The sequence below is a fragment of the Egibacteraceae bacterium genome, from assembly GCA_035540635.1.
In the GTDB taxonomy this organism is placed as follows: domain Bacteria; phylum Actinomycetota; class Nitriliruptoria; order Euzebyales; family Egibacteraceae; genus DATLGH01.
This window is the reverse complement of the sequence record DATLGH010000034.1, coordinates 38,124-53,178: the sequence shown is the minus strand read 5'-3', so window position 1 is coordinate 53,178 and position 15,055 is coordinate 38,124. Positions and strand designations below refer to the sequence as shown.

Here is a 15,055-nt window from a genome sequence, read left to right as displayed (position 1 = left end):
GCTCCGCCGTCACGCCCGTGACACGGCGGCGGAGCCGGACGGGCGGCTTGAGTTCAGGCCGGGGACAACGCCTCGGCGAGCCGGTCGAGGCCACGCACGAGGTCCTCGTCACCGAGTGCGTAGGAGAGCCGGGCGTGGCCCGGGGCGCCGAAGGCCTCGCCGGGCACGAGCGCGACCCGCGCCGCCTCGAGCAGCGCGTCGCAGAGCTCGAGCGACGTCCGCACGGCCCGCCCGCCGATGGTGCGGCCGAGGACGCCCTCGAAGGAGGGGAAGGCGTAGAAGGCGCCCTCGGGCAGCGGGCAGGTCACGCCCTCGATCGACGACAGCCGCTCGTGGGTGACGCGCCGCCGACGGTCGTAGGTGGTGCGCATGCGCGCGACCTCGTCGAGGGGCCCTTCGAGGGCCGCGAGCGCCGCCGCCTGCGTCACACCGGCGACGTTCGACGTCGTGTGACTCTGCAGCCGCGTCATGGCCTGGGTCACCGGCACGGGCGCGATCGACCAGCCGACGCGCCATCCCGTCATCGCGTACGTCTTCGCCACACCGTTGACCACGACGCAGCGGTCGCGGGCCTGCGGAGCGACGACCGGCAGCGACACGTGCGTGGCGTCGCCGTACACGAGGTGCTCGTAGATCTCGTCGGTCACCACCCAGATGCCTGCGTCCGCGGCCCACCGGCCGATTGCCTCGACCTCCTCGGGCGGGTAGACCGCGCCCGTCGGGTTCGACGGCGACACGAAGACGAGCACCTTCGTGCGGGGCGTGCGGGCCGCCTCGAGCTGGTCGACGCTGACGCGGAACCCCGACGCGGCGTCGGTCGGCAACGCGACGACCACACCTTCCGAGAGGCGGATCTGCTCGGGGTAGCTCACCCAGTACGGTGCCGGCAGGAGCACCTCGTCCCCGGGGTCGACGAGCGCCTGGAAGACGTTCGCGAGCGCGTGCTTGCCGCCGTTGGCGACGAGCACCTCCGCGGGGTCGACGTCGAGCCCCGAGTCGCGGGCGGTCTTGGCGGCGATGGCCCGGCGCAGGGCGGGGAGCCCCGCCGCGGGGGAGTAGCGGTGGTTGACGGGGTCGGCGCAGGCCGCCTGCGCGGCGGCGACGATGTGCGCGGGGGTGGGGAAGTCGGGCTCGCCGGCGCCGAAGCCGATGACGTCCTCGCCCTGCGCCCGCAGCGCCTTGGCCTTCGCGGTGATCGCCAGGGTCACCGACTCGCTGAGGTCGCGCAGCCGCCGGGACGTGGCCGCGCCGGTGGTCGTGGTCATGGAGGGTCCGTTCGTTCGGGTCGGTCGGGCCGTCGGCGGCGTGCAGCAGCGCTTGCGTCCGCGACGGCTACCGCAGGCCCCGCTGCTCGAGGTGGGACAGGAACGCCTTGACGGGCTGGCCGGCGAGGTCGAGGTAGTCGCGCTCGGCCTCCCAGATGTTCACGAGGCGCTGCCAGCTGAGCTCCCGTAGCGCAACCGGCGCCAGCGCCCGGTTGCCGAGCTCGGCACGCAGGGTCGCGGGGTCGCGGAGCTCGTTGATCCGCGCCGACAGGTCACCGGCAGCCGGCGTGCCGGACGGGTACACGACCGCCACGGAGAGCGAGCACCCGAGGCGGCGGGCATGGTCGAGGCCGGCGTCGATGAGCTCGAGCACCCGCTCGCGCCCCCCGGCCCCACGCGGCTGCCGGTGACCGACGGTGTCGACGAGCACGAGCGTCTCGGGCGACTCGATGCGCACGGGCACCTCGACCGGCTCGGTGAACGCCACGACGCCGGCGCCGCCACCGCCGGCCTTCGCCGACCGCTCCCGCAGGGCGGCGACGTAGGCGTGGCTGGGCCGCAGCAGCGGCTCGCGGTGGCGGCCGGTCCAGTACGCCAACCGCACGGGCGCCCGGACGCGCGCCCCGCCCAGGGGGTTCAGCCGGTGAGCCAGCCACTGCTCGTCGACGTGCGTGCCGAGCGAGGCGAAGATGTTCCACGTGAGCAGGTCCACGCTGTCGGCGTCGGTCCGCATCGCCGAGAGGCGGTCGGCGTCCGCGCCGAGCAGCAACCCGAGCCGGTCGGCGTAGAACACCACCTCCTGTCGGGTTCGCAGCAGTCTCATCGCGTCGGGATCGTACCCGCAGGCGGGGGGCCCGGAGCACGGTCGGCCGCGTCGGCGGCCTCGATCTCCTCGCGCGTGATGCCGAGCAGGAAGAGGATCGCGTCGAGGTAGGGCACGCTGACGGCGGTGTCCGCCGCCTTGCGGACCGCGGGCTTCGCGTTGAAGGCGATGCCGAGGCCGGCGCGGGTCAGCATGTCGAGGTCGTTCGCGCCGTCGCCGACCGCAACCGTCTGGGACAGCGGGATGCCCGCGTCGGCCGCGAACGCCTCGAGCCGGTCGGCCTTCGCGGCCCGGTCGATCACGGGCCCGAGCAGCCGTCCGGTCAGGCGGCCGTCGACGACCTCCAAGCTGTTCCCCGCCGCGTAGTCGAGGTGCAGGCGCGCCTTGAGGTCGTCGGTGATGTGCGTGAAGCCCCCGGACACGATCGCGGTGACGTAGCCGAGGCGCTTGAGCGTGCGCAGCAGCGTGCGGGCCCCGGGGGTGAGCACGAGATGGTCACGGACCTCGTCGAGCGCGCCGACTGGCAGCCCCTCGAGAAGGGCGACGCGCTCGCGGAGGGACTGCTCGAAGTCGAGGTCGCCGGCCATGGCCCGCGCGGTGATCTCCCTCACCCGGCCCGCGCAGCCGGCGGAGGCCGCGAGCGCCTCGATCACCTCTCCCTGGACGAGGGTGGAGTCGACGTCCATCACGATGAGCCGCTTGGCGCGCCGGTACAGCGTCGCCGGCTGCACGGCGACGTCGACATGCTGGGCGGCGGCCTCCACGGCGAGGTCCGCGCGCAGCCGCTCGGGGTCGCCCCCGGAGACGAGCAGCTCGAACGCGAGGATCGGGTAGCGGGCGAGACGCACGATCCGCTCGATGTTCGCGCCGAGCCGGGCGAGGCGGCCGGTGATGGCCGCGATCGCCCCGGCGCGCAGCGGCTGGCCCAGGATGGTCACGTAGTGGCGGGGCGCCTCCGTGCGGGGGCGGCGGGCGGCCATGGGCTCGAACTCGACGTTGACCCCCATCGACGCGGCCCGCTCCGCCACCGCCTGGCAGGTTGCGTCCTCGTCGCCCCCGAGGGAGACGAGGATGCCGAGGGTGAGGCGCTCGCGGATGACGACCTGCTCCATGTCGAGAATGCGGGCGCCGCAGCGGGCCAGCTCCTCGCACAGGGCGGACGTCAGACCGGGCCGGTCACGGCCCGAGACGGTGAGCAGCAGTGCGGTGGCGTCGTCCATCGACCCGCAGGGTAGCGGCCGGCTTCGCTGAGATAGCCTCCGCGACGATGCAGGAGATTCCGAAGCCCCAGGAGCTGCTCGCGGCCCGCGCCTCGGCGGAGAAGCTCTTCGATCTCCTGCGGGAGTGGTTCGGGGTCCCCTCGTCGGTGACGGTCGACCTGCGTGCCGTCGACTCCGCGGTCGCCGAGCTCGGCGACCCGCGCCTGGTGATGGCGATGGCGATGCGCAAGCTGCAGGCGCTGCACCTGCTCACCACGCCGGGGGTGCGGACGACGACGGACGTCGTGCTGACCGTCATCCAGGACCTCGAGCGGGCGCTGCTGCAGGCTCCCGCCATGCACCTGCGGCACGCCGCGGCCAAGACCGACTGGGACGCCGCGCTGGCCGCCCTCGACGAGCCGGCCGACCCGGCGACGACCGGTCCCGGTCCGGGTCGCGACGCCGACGAGATCGAGACGTTCCGCCGCCACCACGCGGCCCTGCACGACGCTGCACGCGCCGTCCTGCACGCCTCCGCGGGCGAGATCAGGGCGCTCGTCTGACATGCGCCGCCGCATGCGGTCTTCCCGGCTCGCCCCTCATCTACAGTTGCCACCATGAACTTCCTCGACCTGCTGCTCGTGCTGCTCATCCTGTACTCCGCGGTGCGGGGCTTCCGCCAGGGCGCGCTGTCGCAGGTGGCCGCGTTCGGCGGGGCGGTGATCGGCATCGTCCTCGGGGCGAAGTTCGCCCCCGACATCGCGTCCCGCTTCGTCGACGGCCCCGGGCCGACGCTGGCCCTCGTCACGCTCGGGATCCTGCTGGCGAGCTTCATCCTCGGGCAGGCGATCGGCTTCGCGCTCGGCCTGCGGCTGCGAGCGGTCGCGGCCGGCGTCGGCGCCGCACCGGTGGACCGGGCCGCGGGCATCGCCGTCGGGCTGTTCACCCTCGTCCTCGCGATCTGGCTGCTCGGCGAGCCGCTCTCCCAGGCTCCGCTGCGGGCGGTCGCACAGCAGGTCCGGGAGTCGGCGGTGTTGGCGCGGCTCGACCAGGCTCTGCCACCGCCGCCGGACGTGTTCGGCCGTGTCGGGACCTACTTCGACCAGCAGGGCTTCCCGCAGGTGTTCAGCGGCATCGCCGGCGGGGCGACGGCCCCGCCGGTCGACCCGCCGGCCGAGGGGGCCGTGGCCGCCGCTGCGGCCGCAGGCCAGGCGAGCACCGTGCAGGTGCAGGCGAGCGGCTGTGGCGGCATCTCCACGGGCAGCGGCTTCGTCACCCAGCCGGGGTTCGTCGTCACGAACGCGCACGTCATCGCCGGTGGGCAGTCGCTCACCGTGCGCGACCCGAGCGGCACGCACGACGCCGTGGCCGTGCACTACGACCCCGCCCTCGACCTCGCCGTCGTGTCGGCGCCGGGCACGGCGGCCCCGGCGATCGGGTGGTCGCCGCAGCCGGTGGACCGCGACGTCCAGGGCGCGACGCTCGGCTTCCCCGGTGGCCAGCGCGAGCTCGTCGTGAAGCCTGCGACGGTGCGCTCGCGTCAGCAGGCCGTCGGCCGGGACATCTACGGGCGCGGCAACGTGACGCGTGAGGTGCTGACCCTGCGCGCCGAGGTCCGCCGCGGCGACTCGGGCGGACCCTTCGTGACCAGTGCCGGAGGGGTCGGCGGCGTCGTCTTCGCCGCCGCCCCGGCCGACCCCGTCACCGGCTATGCGCTCACCGCCGAGCGCGTGCGCCCCGACGTGGAAGCCGCCGTCGCCCGCAACGCCGTCGTCGGCACGGGCCCCTGCCGCTTCTGACCCCAGTACGCCGTCAGCCGCGCAGCCACTCCGCGACCTGGAAGGCGAGCTCGAGCGACTGCTGGTTGTTCAGCCGCGGGTCGCAGGCCGTCTCGTAGCGGGTGGCGAGGTCGAGGTCGGCGATCCCCTGGGCGCCGCCGAGGCACTCGGTGACGTCCTCGCCGGTGAGCTCGATGTGGACGCCGCCGGGGATCGTCCCCTCGGCGTGGTGCACCCCGAAGAAGACCCGCAGCTCGTGCAGGACGTCGGTGAAGCGCCGGGTCTTGTAGCCGCCGCCGGTCGTGAAGGTGTTGCCGTGCATCGGGTCACAGGACCACACGACGGGCAGCCCGAGGTCGCGCACACCGCGCACGAGCGGTGGCAGCGCCTCCTCCACCGCGTCCGCGCCCATCCGGGTGATGAGCGTGAGCCGTCCCGGCCGGCCGTCCGGGTTGAGGCGTGCGGCGAGGGCCTCGACCTCCTCGGGTGTCGCGGTCGGGCCGAGCTTCACCCCGACGGGGTTGTGCACCCCCGCGAGGAAGTGCACGTGCGCGCCGTCGGGGTCGCGGGTGCGCTCGCCGACCCACAGCATGTGCGCCGAGCAGTCGTACCAGTCACCGGTCAGCGAGTCCCGCCGCGTCAGCGCCTGCTCGTAGCCGAGCAGCAGCGCCTCGTGCGACGTCCAGAAGTCGACGGTGTGGAAGGTCGGGTCGTTCTCGACGTTCACGCCGCACGCCCGCAGGAACGCCAACGCGCGGGTGATCTCCTCCGCCATCGCGGCGTAGCGCCGACCCTGGGGGCTCGCCGCCACGAACTCCTGGTTCCAGACGTGGACCTTCTCGAGATCCGCGAACCCCCCACGGGTGAAGGCCCGCAGCAGGTTCAGGGTGGCCGACGCCTGGTGGTAGCAGCGCACCAGCCGCGCCGGGTCGGGCGCCCGCGCCTCGGGGGTGGGGTCGAGGGCGTTGACCGCGTCGCCCCGGTAGGCTGGCAGGACCGTGCCGTCGACGGTCTCGACGTCCGACGAGCGCGGCTTGGCGAACTGGCCGGCGATGCGGCCGAGCTTCACCACCGGCATCTGGGCGGCGTAGGTGAGGACCACCGCCATCTGCAGGAGGATCTTCAGCTTGTCGCGGATCCCGTCGGCGCTGAAGGCGGCGAAGGTCTCGGCGCAGTCGCCGCCCTGGAGCAGGAAGGCCTTGCCGGCCGCGGCCTGCGCAAGCTGGTTGCACAGAGCGCGGGACTCGCCCGCGAACACGAGCGGGGGCTGGGCGGCGAGCTCGGCGAGGGCGGCCTTCAACGCGCTTTCGTCCGGCCAGGCGGGTTGCTGGCCCGCGGGCAGGCTCTGCCACGAGTCCGGGGACCACCCCGGCACGCGCGCGCCGGCGGAGGCAGGCGGCGAAACCGCCCCAGGCGGAAATGTCTGCCCTGAGGTCATGGCCCCATGCTCACACCGGTCGGTGCCCCGCGCAAAGCCTGCCCCCGCGGGCCGGCCGGACCCCGCCCGGAGCCTTCGCCGAAGCCGCGCCTCGAGCCCTCCCGGGGACCGCCTCGTCTACCCGGGCCCCGTCGGAGGGCCCAGCCCGCGCGGGTACGCTTCGGGTGGCGGGTTCCGGCGGGCATGCGAGCGTTCGCGCACAGGAGAGGCAGATGCAGATCGGCGGCAGTGGCGCACTCGTGAGCGGGGGCGCGTCGGGGCTCGGTCAGGCGACGGTCCGGGCGCTCGTCCATGCGGGCGCCCGGGTCGTCATCGCCGACTTGCCGACCTCCGACGGCAAGTCGGCCGAGGCCGCCTTCGGCCACCGGGCGCGTTTCGTGCCCACGGACGTCACCGTCCCCGGCGACGTCGAGCGCGCGGTCGACACGGCCGTGACCGCGTTCGGCGGGCTGCACATCGCGGTCAGCTGCGCGGGCGTGGCCACCGCCGGACGGGTGCTCGGCAGCCAAGGCCCGCTGCCCCTCGACGTGTTCGCCACGGTCGTCCAGGTCAACCTCGTCGGGACCTTCAACGTCCTGCGTCTCGCGGCGGCCCGCATGGCCGAGCAGGACCTTGTGGGCGAGGAGCGCGGCGTCATCGTCAACACCGCCTCGATCGCCGCCTTCGAGGGCCAGATCGGGCAGGCGGCGTACGCGGCGTCGAAAGCGGGCGTCGTCGGGCTCACCCTCCCGGCGGCGCGCGACCTCGCCGACCGCGCGATCCGCGTCGCCACCGTGGCGCCGGGGACCTTCGACACGCCGATGCTCGCCGCCCTGCCCGCCGAGGTGCGCGCCTCGCTGGCGGCCGCGGTGCCCCACCCGAGGCGCCTCGGCCGTCCACACGAGTTCGCCGCCCTGGTGCGCCACATCATCGAGAACCCGCTGCTGAACGGCGAGGTCATCCGCCTCGACGGCGCCCTGCGGATGGGCCCGCGCTGACCTGCCGCAAACGTCTCCGGTTCGGGGTCGGTGTGGCGTGCCCCGCGCACCAGCCGCGGTCAGCCCATGTGGGGGTAGCGCCAGTCGGTCGGCGGAACGAAGTTCTCCTTGACGGTGCGTGGCGAGACCCACCGCAGGAGGTTCCAGGCGCTGCCGGCCTTGTCGTTCGTGCCCGAGCCCCGGGCGCCCCCGAAGGGCTGCTGGCCCACGACCGCGCCGGTCGGCTTGTCGTTGACGTAGTAGTTGCCCGCGGCGTTGCGCAGCGCCGCCCCGGCCTCCTGGAGGGCCTTGCGGTCGGTTGCGAACACCGCACCGGTCAGGGCGTAGGGGCTCGTGGCGTCGACGAGCGACAGGGTCTCCTCCCAGCGGGCGTCGTCGTAGACGTGGATGGTGAGGATCGGCCCGAACAGCTCGGTGGTCATCGTCTCCGACTTCGGGTCGTCGGTGACCAGGACGGTCGGTTCGACGAACCAGCCGGAGGCGTCGTCGGCACCGCCCCCCACGAGCACCTCGTTGCCGACGCTGCGGGCCTTCGCCATGGCGTCGACGTGCTTGCGGAAGGCCGTGCCGTCGATCACCGCGCCGAGGAACGTCGCCGGGTCGGCCGGGTCGCCCATGGGCAGGGCGCGGGCGAGGTCGGCGATGCCTTCGCGCACCTGTGGCCAGAGCGAGCGGGGGACGTAGGCGCGGGAGACCGCCGAGCACTTCTGGCCCTGGTACTCGAACGCCCCGCGGCCGAGGGCGACGACGAGGGGCTCGACCTCGGCGCTCGCGTGCGCGACGACGAAGTCCTTGCCCCCCGACTCGCCGACGAGCCGGGGGTAGGAGCGGTAACGCTCGATGCGCTCGCCGGCCGTGCGCCACAGGTGGCGCAGCACAGCCGTCGACCCGGTGAAGTGCAGCCCCGCGAACTCGGGACGGTCGAGCGCCACGTCGGTGACGAGCGCCCCGTCGCCGTGGACGAGGTTGATGACGCCGTCGGGCAGGCCCGCGGCCTGCAGGAGGCGCATGGTGTGGTGTGCGGCCAGGGCCTGCTTCTCCGACGGCTTCCAGACGACGACGTTGCCGAGCAGGGCCGGCGCGGTGGGCAGGTTGCCGGCGATCGCGGTGAAGTTGAACGGCGTCACCGCGAGCACGAAGCCCTCGAGGGGCCGGTAGTCGATCCGGTTCCACGCGCCGGCGACGGACAGCGGCTGCTCGGCGTAGAGGCGCTGGGCGAAGTGGCAGTTGAACCGGAGAAAGTCGACGAGCTCGCAGGCGGCGTCGATCTCGGCCTGCTGCCACGACTTCGACTGTCCGAGGATGGTCGCGGCGTTCAGCGTGTCGCGCCACGGGCCGGCCAGCAGCTCGGCCGCGCGCAGGAGCACCGAGGCGCGCTCCTCGAAGGGCGTGCGCGCCCAGGCGGGCGCGGCCTGCAGCGCTGCGTCGATCGCCCGGCTGACCCGTCCCGCGTCCGCGGCGTGCACGTCGGCGAGCACGAGCCGGTGGTCGTGCGGGGCGGTGACCGGAAATGTCTCGCCGCCGGTGACCGCCTGCCCGGCGATCACCGCCGGCGCCTCCACCCGCTCCTCGGCCATCGCGGCGAGCCGGTCGGCGAGTGCGGCACGTTCGGGGCTACCGGGGCAGTAGGCGCGGACCGGCTCGTTGGCGGCGTCGGGAACCGAGGGCACGACGTCGGTCATGGCGACCTCCTTCGCGGGTGCTACCGACGCGGGTGGTACCGACCGAGGTTAGCCTGCGGGCCGAGCCTCGGCGGGCGTGGCGCCTACGACGGCTCCCGGCGCGACGGACGCGGCGACCGCCGCCTCGGTCAACGCGGCGAGACGCACGGAGAGCAGCCGTCTTACCCCTTCGGCCACCAAGGCGTCGAGCAGCGGGTCGGGGCCCCGCTCGAGGCACCCGGCGACGCGGCCGTGAAAGGCGTACAACCCGGCGAGCGCCTGGCCAGGGGCGGCGCCGAGGGCCTGCTGCGTCGCGGCGATGACGCCGAGCCACGATGGGTGGGACGCGTCGTGGGCGGCCAGCACGATGCGCACGGCCACGGGGTCCAAGGCGCGCGCCAGTCCCTGGCCCAGCCATGCCGACTGGGCGCGCAGGAACAGCTCCACGGCACCAGGGTCGAACTGCCGCGACCCCGCGCCGGGCAGCTGATGGAAACCGTGCACCACACCCATGGAAGTCGGCTCGGGATCGGGGCTGCCGCGTGCGCGGCTGCCGGTTCCCAGGTGATCGGCAGGCAAGGAGCCTGCCTGAACCATGACACGGCATCATGGGCGCGTGCCCGAGCTGCCCGAGGTCGAGAGCATTCGCCGCCAGCTCGCGCCGCTGCTGACGGGACGCACGATCGTCGGCGTAAAGGCCACACCGCAGCGACGGTTCAGCCGCCTCGACGAGGCGGCCGGCCGGCGCATCAGCGCGGTGAACCGCCGCGGCAAGTACCTCCTCCTGCCGCTGGTGCCCGCTCCGGGCGCCGGGGACCCCGCGGGGCGCTCATCGCCAGACCGCGAGCTCGTCATGCATCTCGGCATGACCGGCTCCTTCCGCCTCGCCGACCCCGACCCCTACGTCCGCGCGACCTTCCACCTCCTCGCCGACCCCGCCGGCCCCCACGGCGGGGAGGGCGCGGCCCTGCACTTCCGCGACGTCCGCCGGTTCGGACGGCTCAGCGTCGTCGACGCCGGCGACTACTCCACGATCGCCACCCTGGCCCAGCTGGGGCCCGAACCCCTCTCCGAGGAGTTCCGCCCCGACGCCTTCCACGCCGCGCTCGCGGGCAGCCGCATGCCGGTGAAGCCCTACCTCCTCACGCAGCGGCCCGTCGCGGGGGTCGGCAACATCTACGCCGACGAGGCCTTGTGGCGCGCGCGGGTCAACCCCCACGCCCGCCGGGTCGGCCGCGAGCGCGCGCGGGCCCTCTGGGAGGCCATCCGCGCGGTGCTCGCCGAAGCCATCGAGCGCGAGGGGACGACCTTCCGCGACTACGCCATGGTGAACGGCGAGTCGGGGCGGTTCGCGACCTTCCTCACGGCCTACGGGCAGGCGGGCAGGCCCTGCGCCCGGTGCGGCGAGCCGCTCGTGAAGACCGTGCTCGGCGGGCGCGGCACGACGTACTGCCGGGTGTGCCAGCGCCGGTGAGCACGCCGGGGTGCCCGGGCGGCGGCCCACCGCGGAGGGCCGCGCTCCTGGCCCGCGCAGGTCACGCGGATGGGCTGTCCCCGAGCCTGGACGTCTGCACCGCGCCGGGGCTGGTAGCCTTTCCGTATCCGTCCTGACAGCGATCAGCGGTCAACCGTTGCTTCGAGGCGCGTGTGACCGCGAGAGGAGTATGGTGTCCGCACACCCAGGTAGCATCGTCCGCGGCAAGGTGGTCCGTCTGCACGACTTCGGGGCGTTCGTCGAGATCGCTCCCGACACGACGGGGCTCGTGCACATCAGCGAGGTGGACCGCGACTTCGTGGAGAACATCCACGCCTACCTCAGCGAGGGACAAGAGGTGGACGTGAAGGTCGTCGCCGTGAAGGACGACGGCCGCATCGACCTCTCGATCAAGCGGGCCGACCCGCAGTGGGAGGAGGAGGTGCAGCGCCGGCAGACGACGAAGCCGGACAAGGAGTTCAACCAGCGGCTCCGCAAGTTCATGCACCAGTCGGACATGATCCAGGGCGAGGTGCGTCGCCGCCGCAGGTCCCACCAGTAGCCGGCTCGGTCGAGGGGGCGTGTCGAGTGCCGCCTTCGGACCGCTCCCCCTCCCACCCTCCACCATCACCCGGCGTCACCGGGCACGCCCCCGTGCCTCGGCTGTCGAAGGGCCCGCCCGACGGTGACGAGGTGGTGCGCTGTGAGGGCCTGACGCGCGACTTCGGCACGACCCGGGCGCTCGACGGCATCGACCTCGCGGTCCCCCGGGGCACCGTCTTCGGCTTCCTCGGGCCAAACGGCGCCGGCAAGACCACCACCATCCGACTCCTGCTCGGCCTCATCGCGCCGACGTCGGGAACCGTGCGGGTCCTCGGGCGCGAGCTGCCGGCCGGGGGGGCGTCGGTGCGCCGGCGCACGGGGACCGTCCTCGAGCACCACGGTCTGTACGAGGGCCTGAGCGTCCGCGCGAACCTCGAGTTCGCTGCCGCGGCCTACGGGCTCGACCGCGCCGCCGCCCGCGCGCGCGTCGAGCAGGTCGTGGAGGAGCTCGGCCTCGCGCACCGCCTCGACGAGCGCCCCCAGCACCTGTCGCGTGGGATCCGCCAGCGCATGGCGGTCGCGCGGGCGCTCGTCGGCCGACCCGAGCTGCTCGTGCTCGACGAGCCCACCAACGGTCTCGACGCGGCCGCAGCCGCCGGTCTGCGTCGAGAGATCCTCGACCTCGTGTCCGGGGGCACGACGGTGTTCCTCACCACGCACCTGCTCGCCGAGGCCGAGCGCATGTGCGACGTCGTCACCGTCGTCAAGGACGGGCGGGTGATCGCCTCGGACGCGCCCGCGGAGCTTCGCCGCGGCGCGCGCGTGACCCGCGTCCGCGTCGAGGGGCGCGGCGTCCTCGAGGCGGCCGCCGCGGCGCTGCCCCGTCCCACGTGGAGCGCCATCGGCGGCGAAGCGGTCGCGGTGACCGTCGACGGTCTCGACGGCGTCGCGCCCGTCGTCGGGGCGCTCGTGCGGGCCGGGGCGGCGCTGCACCGCGTCGAACCCGAGAACCAGACCCTCGAGGCCGCCTTCCTGTCCCTCATCTCCGACACCGTCGACGGCGACGAGCCCGCGCCACCCGGGCCCTCGACCATCCCGGCGAGGGGAGGGGGGTGGCCCGCCGAGGGTGGGGGAGCGTCCAGCGCCGGCGTGGCGGAGGGCCTTGCAGGGTGGGCAGGTGAGCGGCCCGCAGCCACGGCGGCGCCGGATGTGAAACCGCGGACGCCATGAGCGGTCCCGCCGGTGCCGCCGGGACGCCTGCCCGCCGGCCCGTCCCCGACTGGCAGCTCGTGCTCCGCAAGGAGCTCGGGGACCTGCTCGGCCGGGTGGGCCGCAAGCCGCTGACCCGGACCCTCGGCGTCGTCGGGCTGTTCGGCCTGCTCGTGCCGCTGCGGTTCACCGCGGTGGCGAACCTGCCGGTCTTCTTCGCGGTGTTCATGGCGTTCCTGCCGGCGCGGCTCGTCGCCATCGACTCGCTGGCCGGGGAGCGGGAGCGGGGCACACTCGAGTCGCTGCTCGCCTCGCCGCTCTCCGACGCCGGCATCGCGGTCGGCAAGGTCGCCGCGGCGACGCTCTACGGGGCGCTGCGCGGCTGGCTGTTCGTCGCGGTGTGGATCCCCGGGGCGCTCGCGGCCCGGGCGCTCGGCCTGTCCACGGCGCCGCTGCCGTCGGTCGGCGTGGTGGCTGCCGCCCTGGCCGGGGCGGTCGTGGTCGCCTACGCCGCGGCGGTCTTCGGCGTGTGGCAGTCCGCCCGGGCCCCGTCGGTGCGCGCGATCGTCGAGAGCGGCGGCGCGCTGCGGCTGGCGGTCATCGTAACGGTGTTCTTCGTGGGCCCGTGGCTGCTCGGTCTGCTGAGCCCGACGGGGGAGGCCCCCCAGCTGCCAGTGCCGGGCTCGGGCGACAGCTTCGCGCTCGACGGCGTGTGGGACCTCGCCGCGGTCAGTCCCGCGACCACGGCGCTGCTCGCCGTGCTCGCCGCCCTGCTCGGGGCGCTCGTCTTGTGGCGCCTCACGTCGTCCACGGTCAGGCGATGCCGCCGCGAGTCGCTCGCGCTCGTGTAGCGGAGGGTTCGGATGCCCCATAGGGTTTGCCGTGCGGGTCCTCGGCGGAACATCATGCGAGATCCGACGAAAAAGGACGCCTCGTGGCTGACGTGCAGGCCGTGATACTGGCAGGCGGCAAGGGAACGCGGCTCCGCCCGGTCACCGCCGATCTGCCCAAGCCGCTGGTGCCCATCGCGAACCGGCCGCTGATCGAGCACCAGCTGCGCCACCTCGCCGCCACGGGGATCGAGGACGTGACGCTTGCGCTCGGGTACAACGCGGAGCGCTTCAGCGGGGTGGAGAAGGAGGCCGAGCGGCTGGGGATCACCCTGCGGGTCATCACCGAGCCGAAGCCTCTCGGCACCGGTGGGGCGCTGCGCTGGTGCGCCGATCAGGGCGCCTTCGACGACCGCCCCCTGCTCTGGATGAACGGCGACGTGGTCGCGAGCCCCGACGTCGGGACGATGGCGAAGTTCCACGCCGAGCGCGACGCGACGCTCACCTTCTGGCTCACGTCCGCGCGCAACGTCCATGAGTTCGGGGTGCTCGAGCTCGATGAGGAGGGCCGCGTGCAGCGCTTCCTCGAGAAGCCCGTCCCCGAGGAGACGAGCTCGCACCTGGTGAACGCGGGCATCCTCATGCTCGACCCGTCCCTGCTCGACCACATCCCACCCGACTCGTTCTTCTCCTTCGAGCAGGGGCTGCTGCCGGGCCTGGTGAAGGAGCGCGAGCCGCTCTACGGCATCTTCGACGGCGGCTACTGGCTCGACATCGGCCGGCCGCGCTTCTACCTGTCGGCCAACCGCCACGTCATGGAGGGGCGCGTCGACTGGTGGCCCGAGGGCCGGCTCACTGCCGACGGCCTCTGGGAGGGCGACGACGTCGAGCGGGAGGGCAGCACGGTGATCCAGCCCGCGGTGATCGGCTCGGGGACACGCCTCGAGGCGGGTGTGCAGCTGTTCGGCCGCACGGTCCTCGGCGACCGGTGCATCGTGCGCTCCGGAGCCGAGCTGGAGGGGTGTGTCCTCTTCGACGACGTCGAGGTCGGCCACAAGACCGAGATCATCGACTCCATCGTGTGCGCCGGGGCGAGGATCGGCGACGAGGTCGTGCTCCGCAACGCGATCGTCGGCGCCCGCACCGTGGTCGGCAGCCGCAACCAGCTGCGGGGCACGCGCCTGTGGAACGACGTCGAGCTGCCTGACGGGGTTCTCGTCGTCGACGCCCCCGCGTAGTCGCCTCGCTCCTCCAGCCCCACGCAGCCCACGCCGGCAAGACGCTCAAGTCGGGCGCGCGGACGGCCGAACATCCGGGGGGAACGAGAGGAGACAGCCGGGATGCGGGTGCTGGTGATCGACGACGAGCCGGTCATCCGGTCGATCGTGAGCGCGGCCCTCGAGGGCTACGCCGAAGTCCTGGAGGCCGACGACGGGCTCGCCGGTCTGGCGATCCTCGCCGAGGCCCGGGTCGACGTCGTGCTGCTCGACGTCATGATGCCGGGCATGAGCGGCTACGAGGTGCTGTCCCTGCTGCGGCGCAGCCCCGACCACGTCGACGTCGCGGTCATCATGCTGACGGCCAAGGCCGGGGAGACCGACCACGTCACGGCCTACCGCACCGGGGCGGACGGCTACCTCACGAAGCCCTTCGACATCATCGTTCTGTGCCAGACCGTCGCGGAGGTCGCCCGCCGCGGCCCCGACCAGCGCGTGGCGGTCCGCCGCGCCGAGCTCAGCCGCGCGGAGCTCCTCCGCCAGCTCGAGCACCAGTTCGGCCTTTAGCCGCTCCCTGGCAGGGGGCCTGCCCGAGCGAAGCGCCCCCGGGAGAGGGGGCAGCCGGACGCCGTGCCCGCCAG

Annotated in this window: 15 protein-coding genes; 9 read left to right on the top strand and 6 right to left on the bottom strand. The window is 73.9% G+C overall.

Annotated elements, in window-relative coordinates:
• Window positions 1-53: 53 nt before the first annotated feature.
• From VM324_06400 to serB, 3 genes are all read right to left on the bottom strand, one after another.
• Window positions 54-1,265: a pyridoxal phosphate-dependent aminotransferase gene (locus tag VM324_06400; GenBank protein ID HVL98901.1), complete on the bottom strand. Its 1,212-nt coding sequence runs from the start codon at window positions 1,263-1,265 to the stop codon at window positions 54-56.
• Window positions 1,266-1,332: 67 nt separating this feature from the next.
• Window positions 1,333-2,088, bottom strand: a complete 756-nt coding sequence (locus VM324_06395; GenBank protein HVL98900.1) for a hypothetical protein — start codon at window positions 2,086-2,088, stop codon at window positions 1,333-1,335.
• On the bottom strand, window positions 2,085-3,308 hold the full coding sequence (gene serB, locus VM324_06390; GenBank protein ID HVL98899.1) for a phosphoserine phosphatase SerB: 1,224 nt from the start codon (window positions 3,306-3,308) through the stop codon (window positions 2,085-2,087). The genes VM324_06395 and serB overlap by 4 nt, the downstream gene beginning before the upstream one ends.
• 47 nt (window positions 3,309-3,355) lie before the next feature.
• Here serB and VM324_06385 point away from each other — a divergent pair, with 47 nt between their 5' ends.
• Together VM324_06385 and VM324_06380 are read left to right on the top strand one after the other, a co-directional pair.
• Window positions 3,356-3,850 (top strand): hypothetical protein, encoded by a 495-nt coding sequence (locus VM324_06385; GenBank protein HVL98898.1) that lies wholly within the window; start codon window positions 3,356-3,358, stop codon window positions 3,848-3,850.
• A 54-nt stretch (window positions 3,851-3,904) separates the two neighbouring features.
• Entirely contained in the window at window positions 3,905-5,086 is a 1,182-nt protein-coding gene (locus tag VM324_06380; GenBank protein HVL98897.1) for a MarP family serine protease, read from the top strand.
• Window positions 5,087-5,099: 13 nt separating this feature from the next.
• On the opposite strand, the gene VM324_06375 is transcribed toward VM324_06380, so the two are convergent.
• On the bottom strand, window positions 5,100-6,503 hold the full coding sequence (locus VM324_06375; GenBank protein HVL98896.1) for a 3-deoxy-7-phosphoheptulonate synthase class II: 1,404 nt from the start codon (window positions 6,501-6,503) through the stop codon (window positions 5,100-5,102).
• Window positions 6,504-6,715: 212 nt separating this feature from the next.
• Between VM324_06375 and VM324_06370 the strand changes: the two genes are divergently transcribed.
• Window positions 6,716-7,480 (top strand): SDR family NAD(P)-dependent oxidoreductase, encoded by a 765-nt coding sequence (locus VM324_06370; GenBank protein ID HVL98895.1) that lies wholly within the window; start codon window positions 6,716-6,718, stop codon window positions 7,478-7,480.
• Between the two features lie 59 nt (window positions 7,481-7,539).
• On the opposite strand, the gene pruA is transcribed toward VM324_06370, so the two are convergent.
• A complete protein-coding gene (pruA, locus tag VM324_06365; protein HVL98894.1) occupies window positions 7,540-9,162 on the bottom strand; it encodes an L-glutamate gamma-semialdehyde dehydrogenase in 1,623 nt (540 codons plus the stop codon).
• A 48-nt stretch (window positions 9,163-9,210) separates the two neighbouring features.
• Window positions 9,211-9,654, bottom strand: coding sequence for a hypothetical protein (locus VM324_06360; GenBank protein ID HVL98893.1), 444 nt, complete (start codon window positions 9,652-9,654; stop codon window positions 9,211-9,213).
• Window positions 9,655-9,757: 103 nt separating this feature from the next.
• Here VM324_06360 and mutM point away from each other — a divergent pair, with 103 nt between their 5' ends.
• The 6 genes from mutM (at window position 9,758) to VM324_06330 (ending at window position 14,981) form a co-directional block, all read left to right on the top strand.
• Window positions 9,758-10,615 (top strand): bifunctional DNA-formamidopyrimidine glycosylase/DNA-(apurinic or apyrimidinic site) lyase, encoded by an 858-nt coding sequence (gene mutM / locus VM324_06355; GenBank protein HVL98892.1) that lies wholly within the window; start codon window positions 9,758-9,760, stop codon window positions 10,613-10,615.
• A 190-nt stretch (window positions 10,616-10,805) separates the two neighbouring features.
• Window positions 10,806-11,177 (top strand): S1 RNA-binding domain-containing protein, encoded by a 372-nt coding sequence (locus VM324_06350; GenBank protein HVL98891.1) that lies wholly within the window; start codon window positions 10,806-10,808, stop codon window positions 11,175-11,177.
• A gap of 131 nt (window positions 11,178-11,308) precedes the next feature.
• Entirely contained in the window at window positions 11,309-12,388 is a 1,080-nt protein-coding gene (locus VM324_06345) for an ABC transporter ATP-binding protein (GenBank protein HVL98890.1), read from the top strand.
• A complete protein-coding gene (locus tag VM324_06340; GenBank protein ID HVL98889.1) occupies window positions 12,385-13,218 on the top strand; it encodes an ABC transporter permease subunit in 834 nt (277 codons plus the stop codon). Before VM324_06345 ends, VM324_06340 begins: the two co-directional genes overlap by 4 nt.
• An 83-nt stretch (window positions 13,219-13,301) precedes the next feature.
• Window positions 13,302-14,435, top strand: coding sequence for an NDP-sugar synthase (locus VM324_06335; GenBank protein HVL98888.1), 1,134 nt, complete (start codon window positions 13,302-13,304; stop codon window positions 14,433-14,435).
• A 102-nt stretch (window positions 14,436-14,537) separates the two neighbouring features.
• Window positions 14,538-14,981 (top strand): response regulator, encoded by a 444-nt coding sequence (locus tag VM324_06330; protein ID HVL98887.1) that lies wholly within the window; start codon window positions 14,538-14,540, stop codon window positions 14,979-14,981.
• Window positions 14,982-15,055 lie beyond the last annotated feature (74 nt).

Bases quoted from the DNA above. Each gene is read 5' to 3' on its own strand.
- VM324_06385 (HVL98898.1), top strand. From the start codon at position 3,356: ATGCAGGAGATTCCGAAGCCCCAGGAGCTGCTCGCGGCCCGCGCCTCG.
- VM324_06330 (HVL98887.1), top strand. From the start codon at position 14,538: ATGCGGGTGCTGGTGATCGACGACGAGCCGGTCATCCGGTCGATCGTG.
- VM324_06380 (HVL98897.1), top strand. From the start codon at position 3,905: ATGAACTTCCTCGACCTGCTGCTCGTGCTGCTCATCCTGTACTCCGCG.
- VM324_06340 (HVL98889.1), top strand. From the start codon at position 12,385: ATGAGCGGTCCCGCCGGTGCCGCCGGGACGCCTGCCCGCCGGCCCGTC.
- VM324_06375 (HVL98896.1), bottom strand. From the start codon at position 6,503: ATGACCTCAGGGCAGACATTTCCGCCTGGGGCGGTTTCGCCGCCTGCC.
- VM324_06350 (HVL98891.1), top strand. From the start codon at position 10,806: ATGGTGTCCGCACACCCAGGTAGCATCGTCCGCGGCAAGGTGGTCCGT.
- VM324_06400 (HVL98901.1), bottom strand. From the start codon at position 1,265: ATGACCACGACCACCGGCGCGGCCACGTCCCGGCGGCTGCGCGACCTC.
- VM324_06370 (HVL98895.1), top strand. From the start codon at position 6,716: ATGCAGATCGGCGGCAGTGGCGCACTCGTGAGCGGGGGCGCGTCGGGG.
- serB (HVL98899.1), bottom strand. From the start codon at position 3,308: ATGGACGACGCCACCGCACTGCTGCTCACCGTCTCGGGCCGTGACCGG.
- pruA (HVL98894.1), bottom strand. From the start codon at position 9,162: ATGACCGACGTCGTGCCCTCGGTTCCCGACGCCGCCAACGAGCCGGTC.
- VM324_06395 (HVL98900.1), bottom strand. From the start codon at position 2,088: ATGAGACTGCTGCGAACCCGACAGGAGGTGGTGTTCTACGCCGACCGG.
- VM324_06360 (HVL98893.1), bottom strand. From the start codon at position 9,654: ATGGGTGTGGTGCACGGTTTCCATCAGCTGCCCGGCGCGGGGTCGCGG.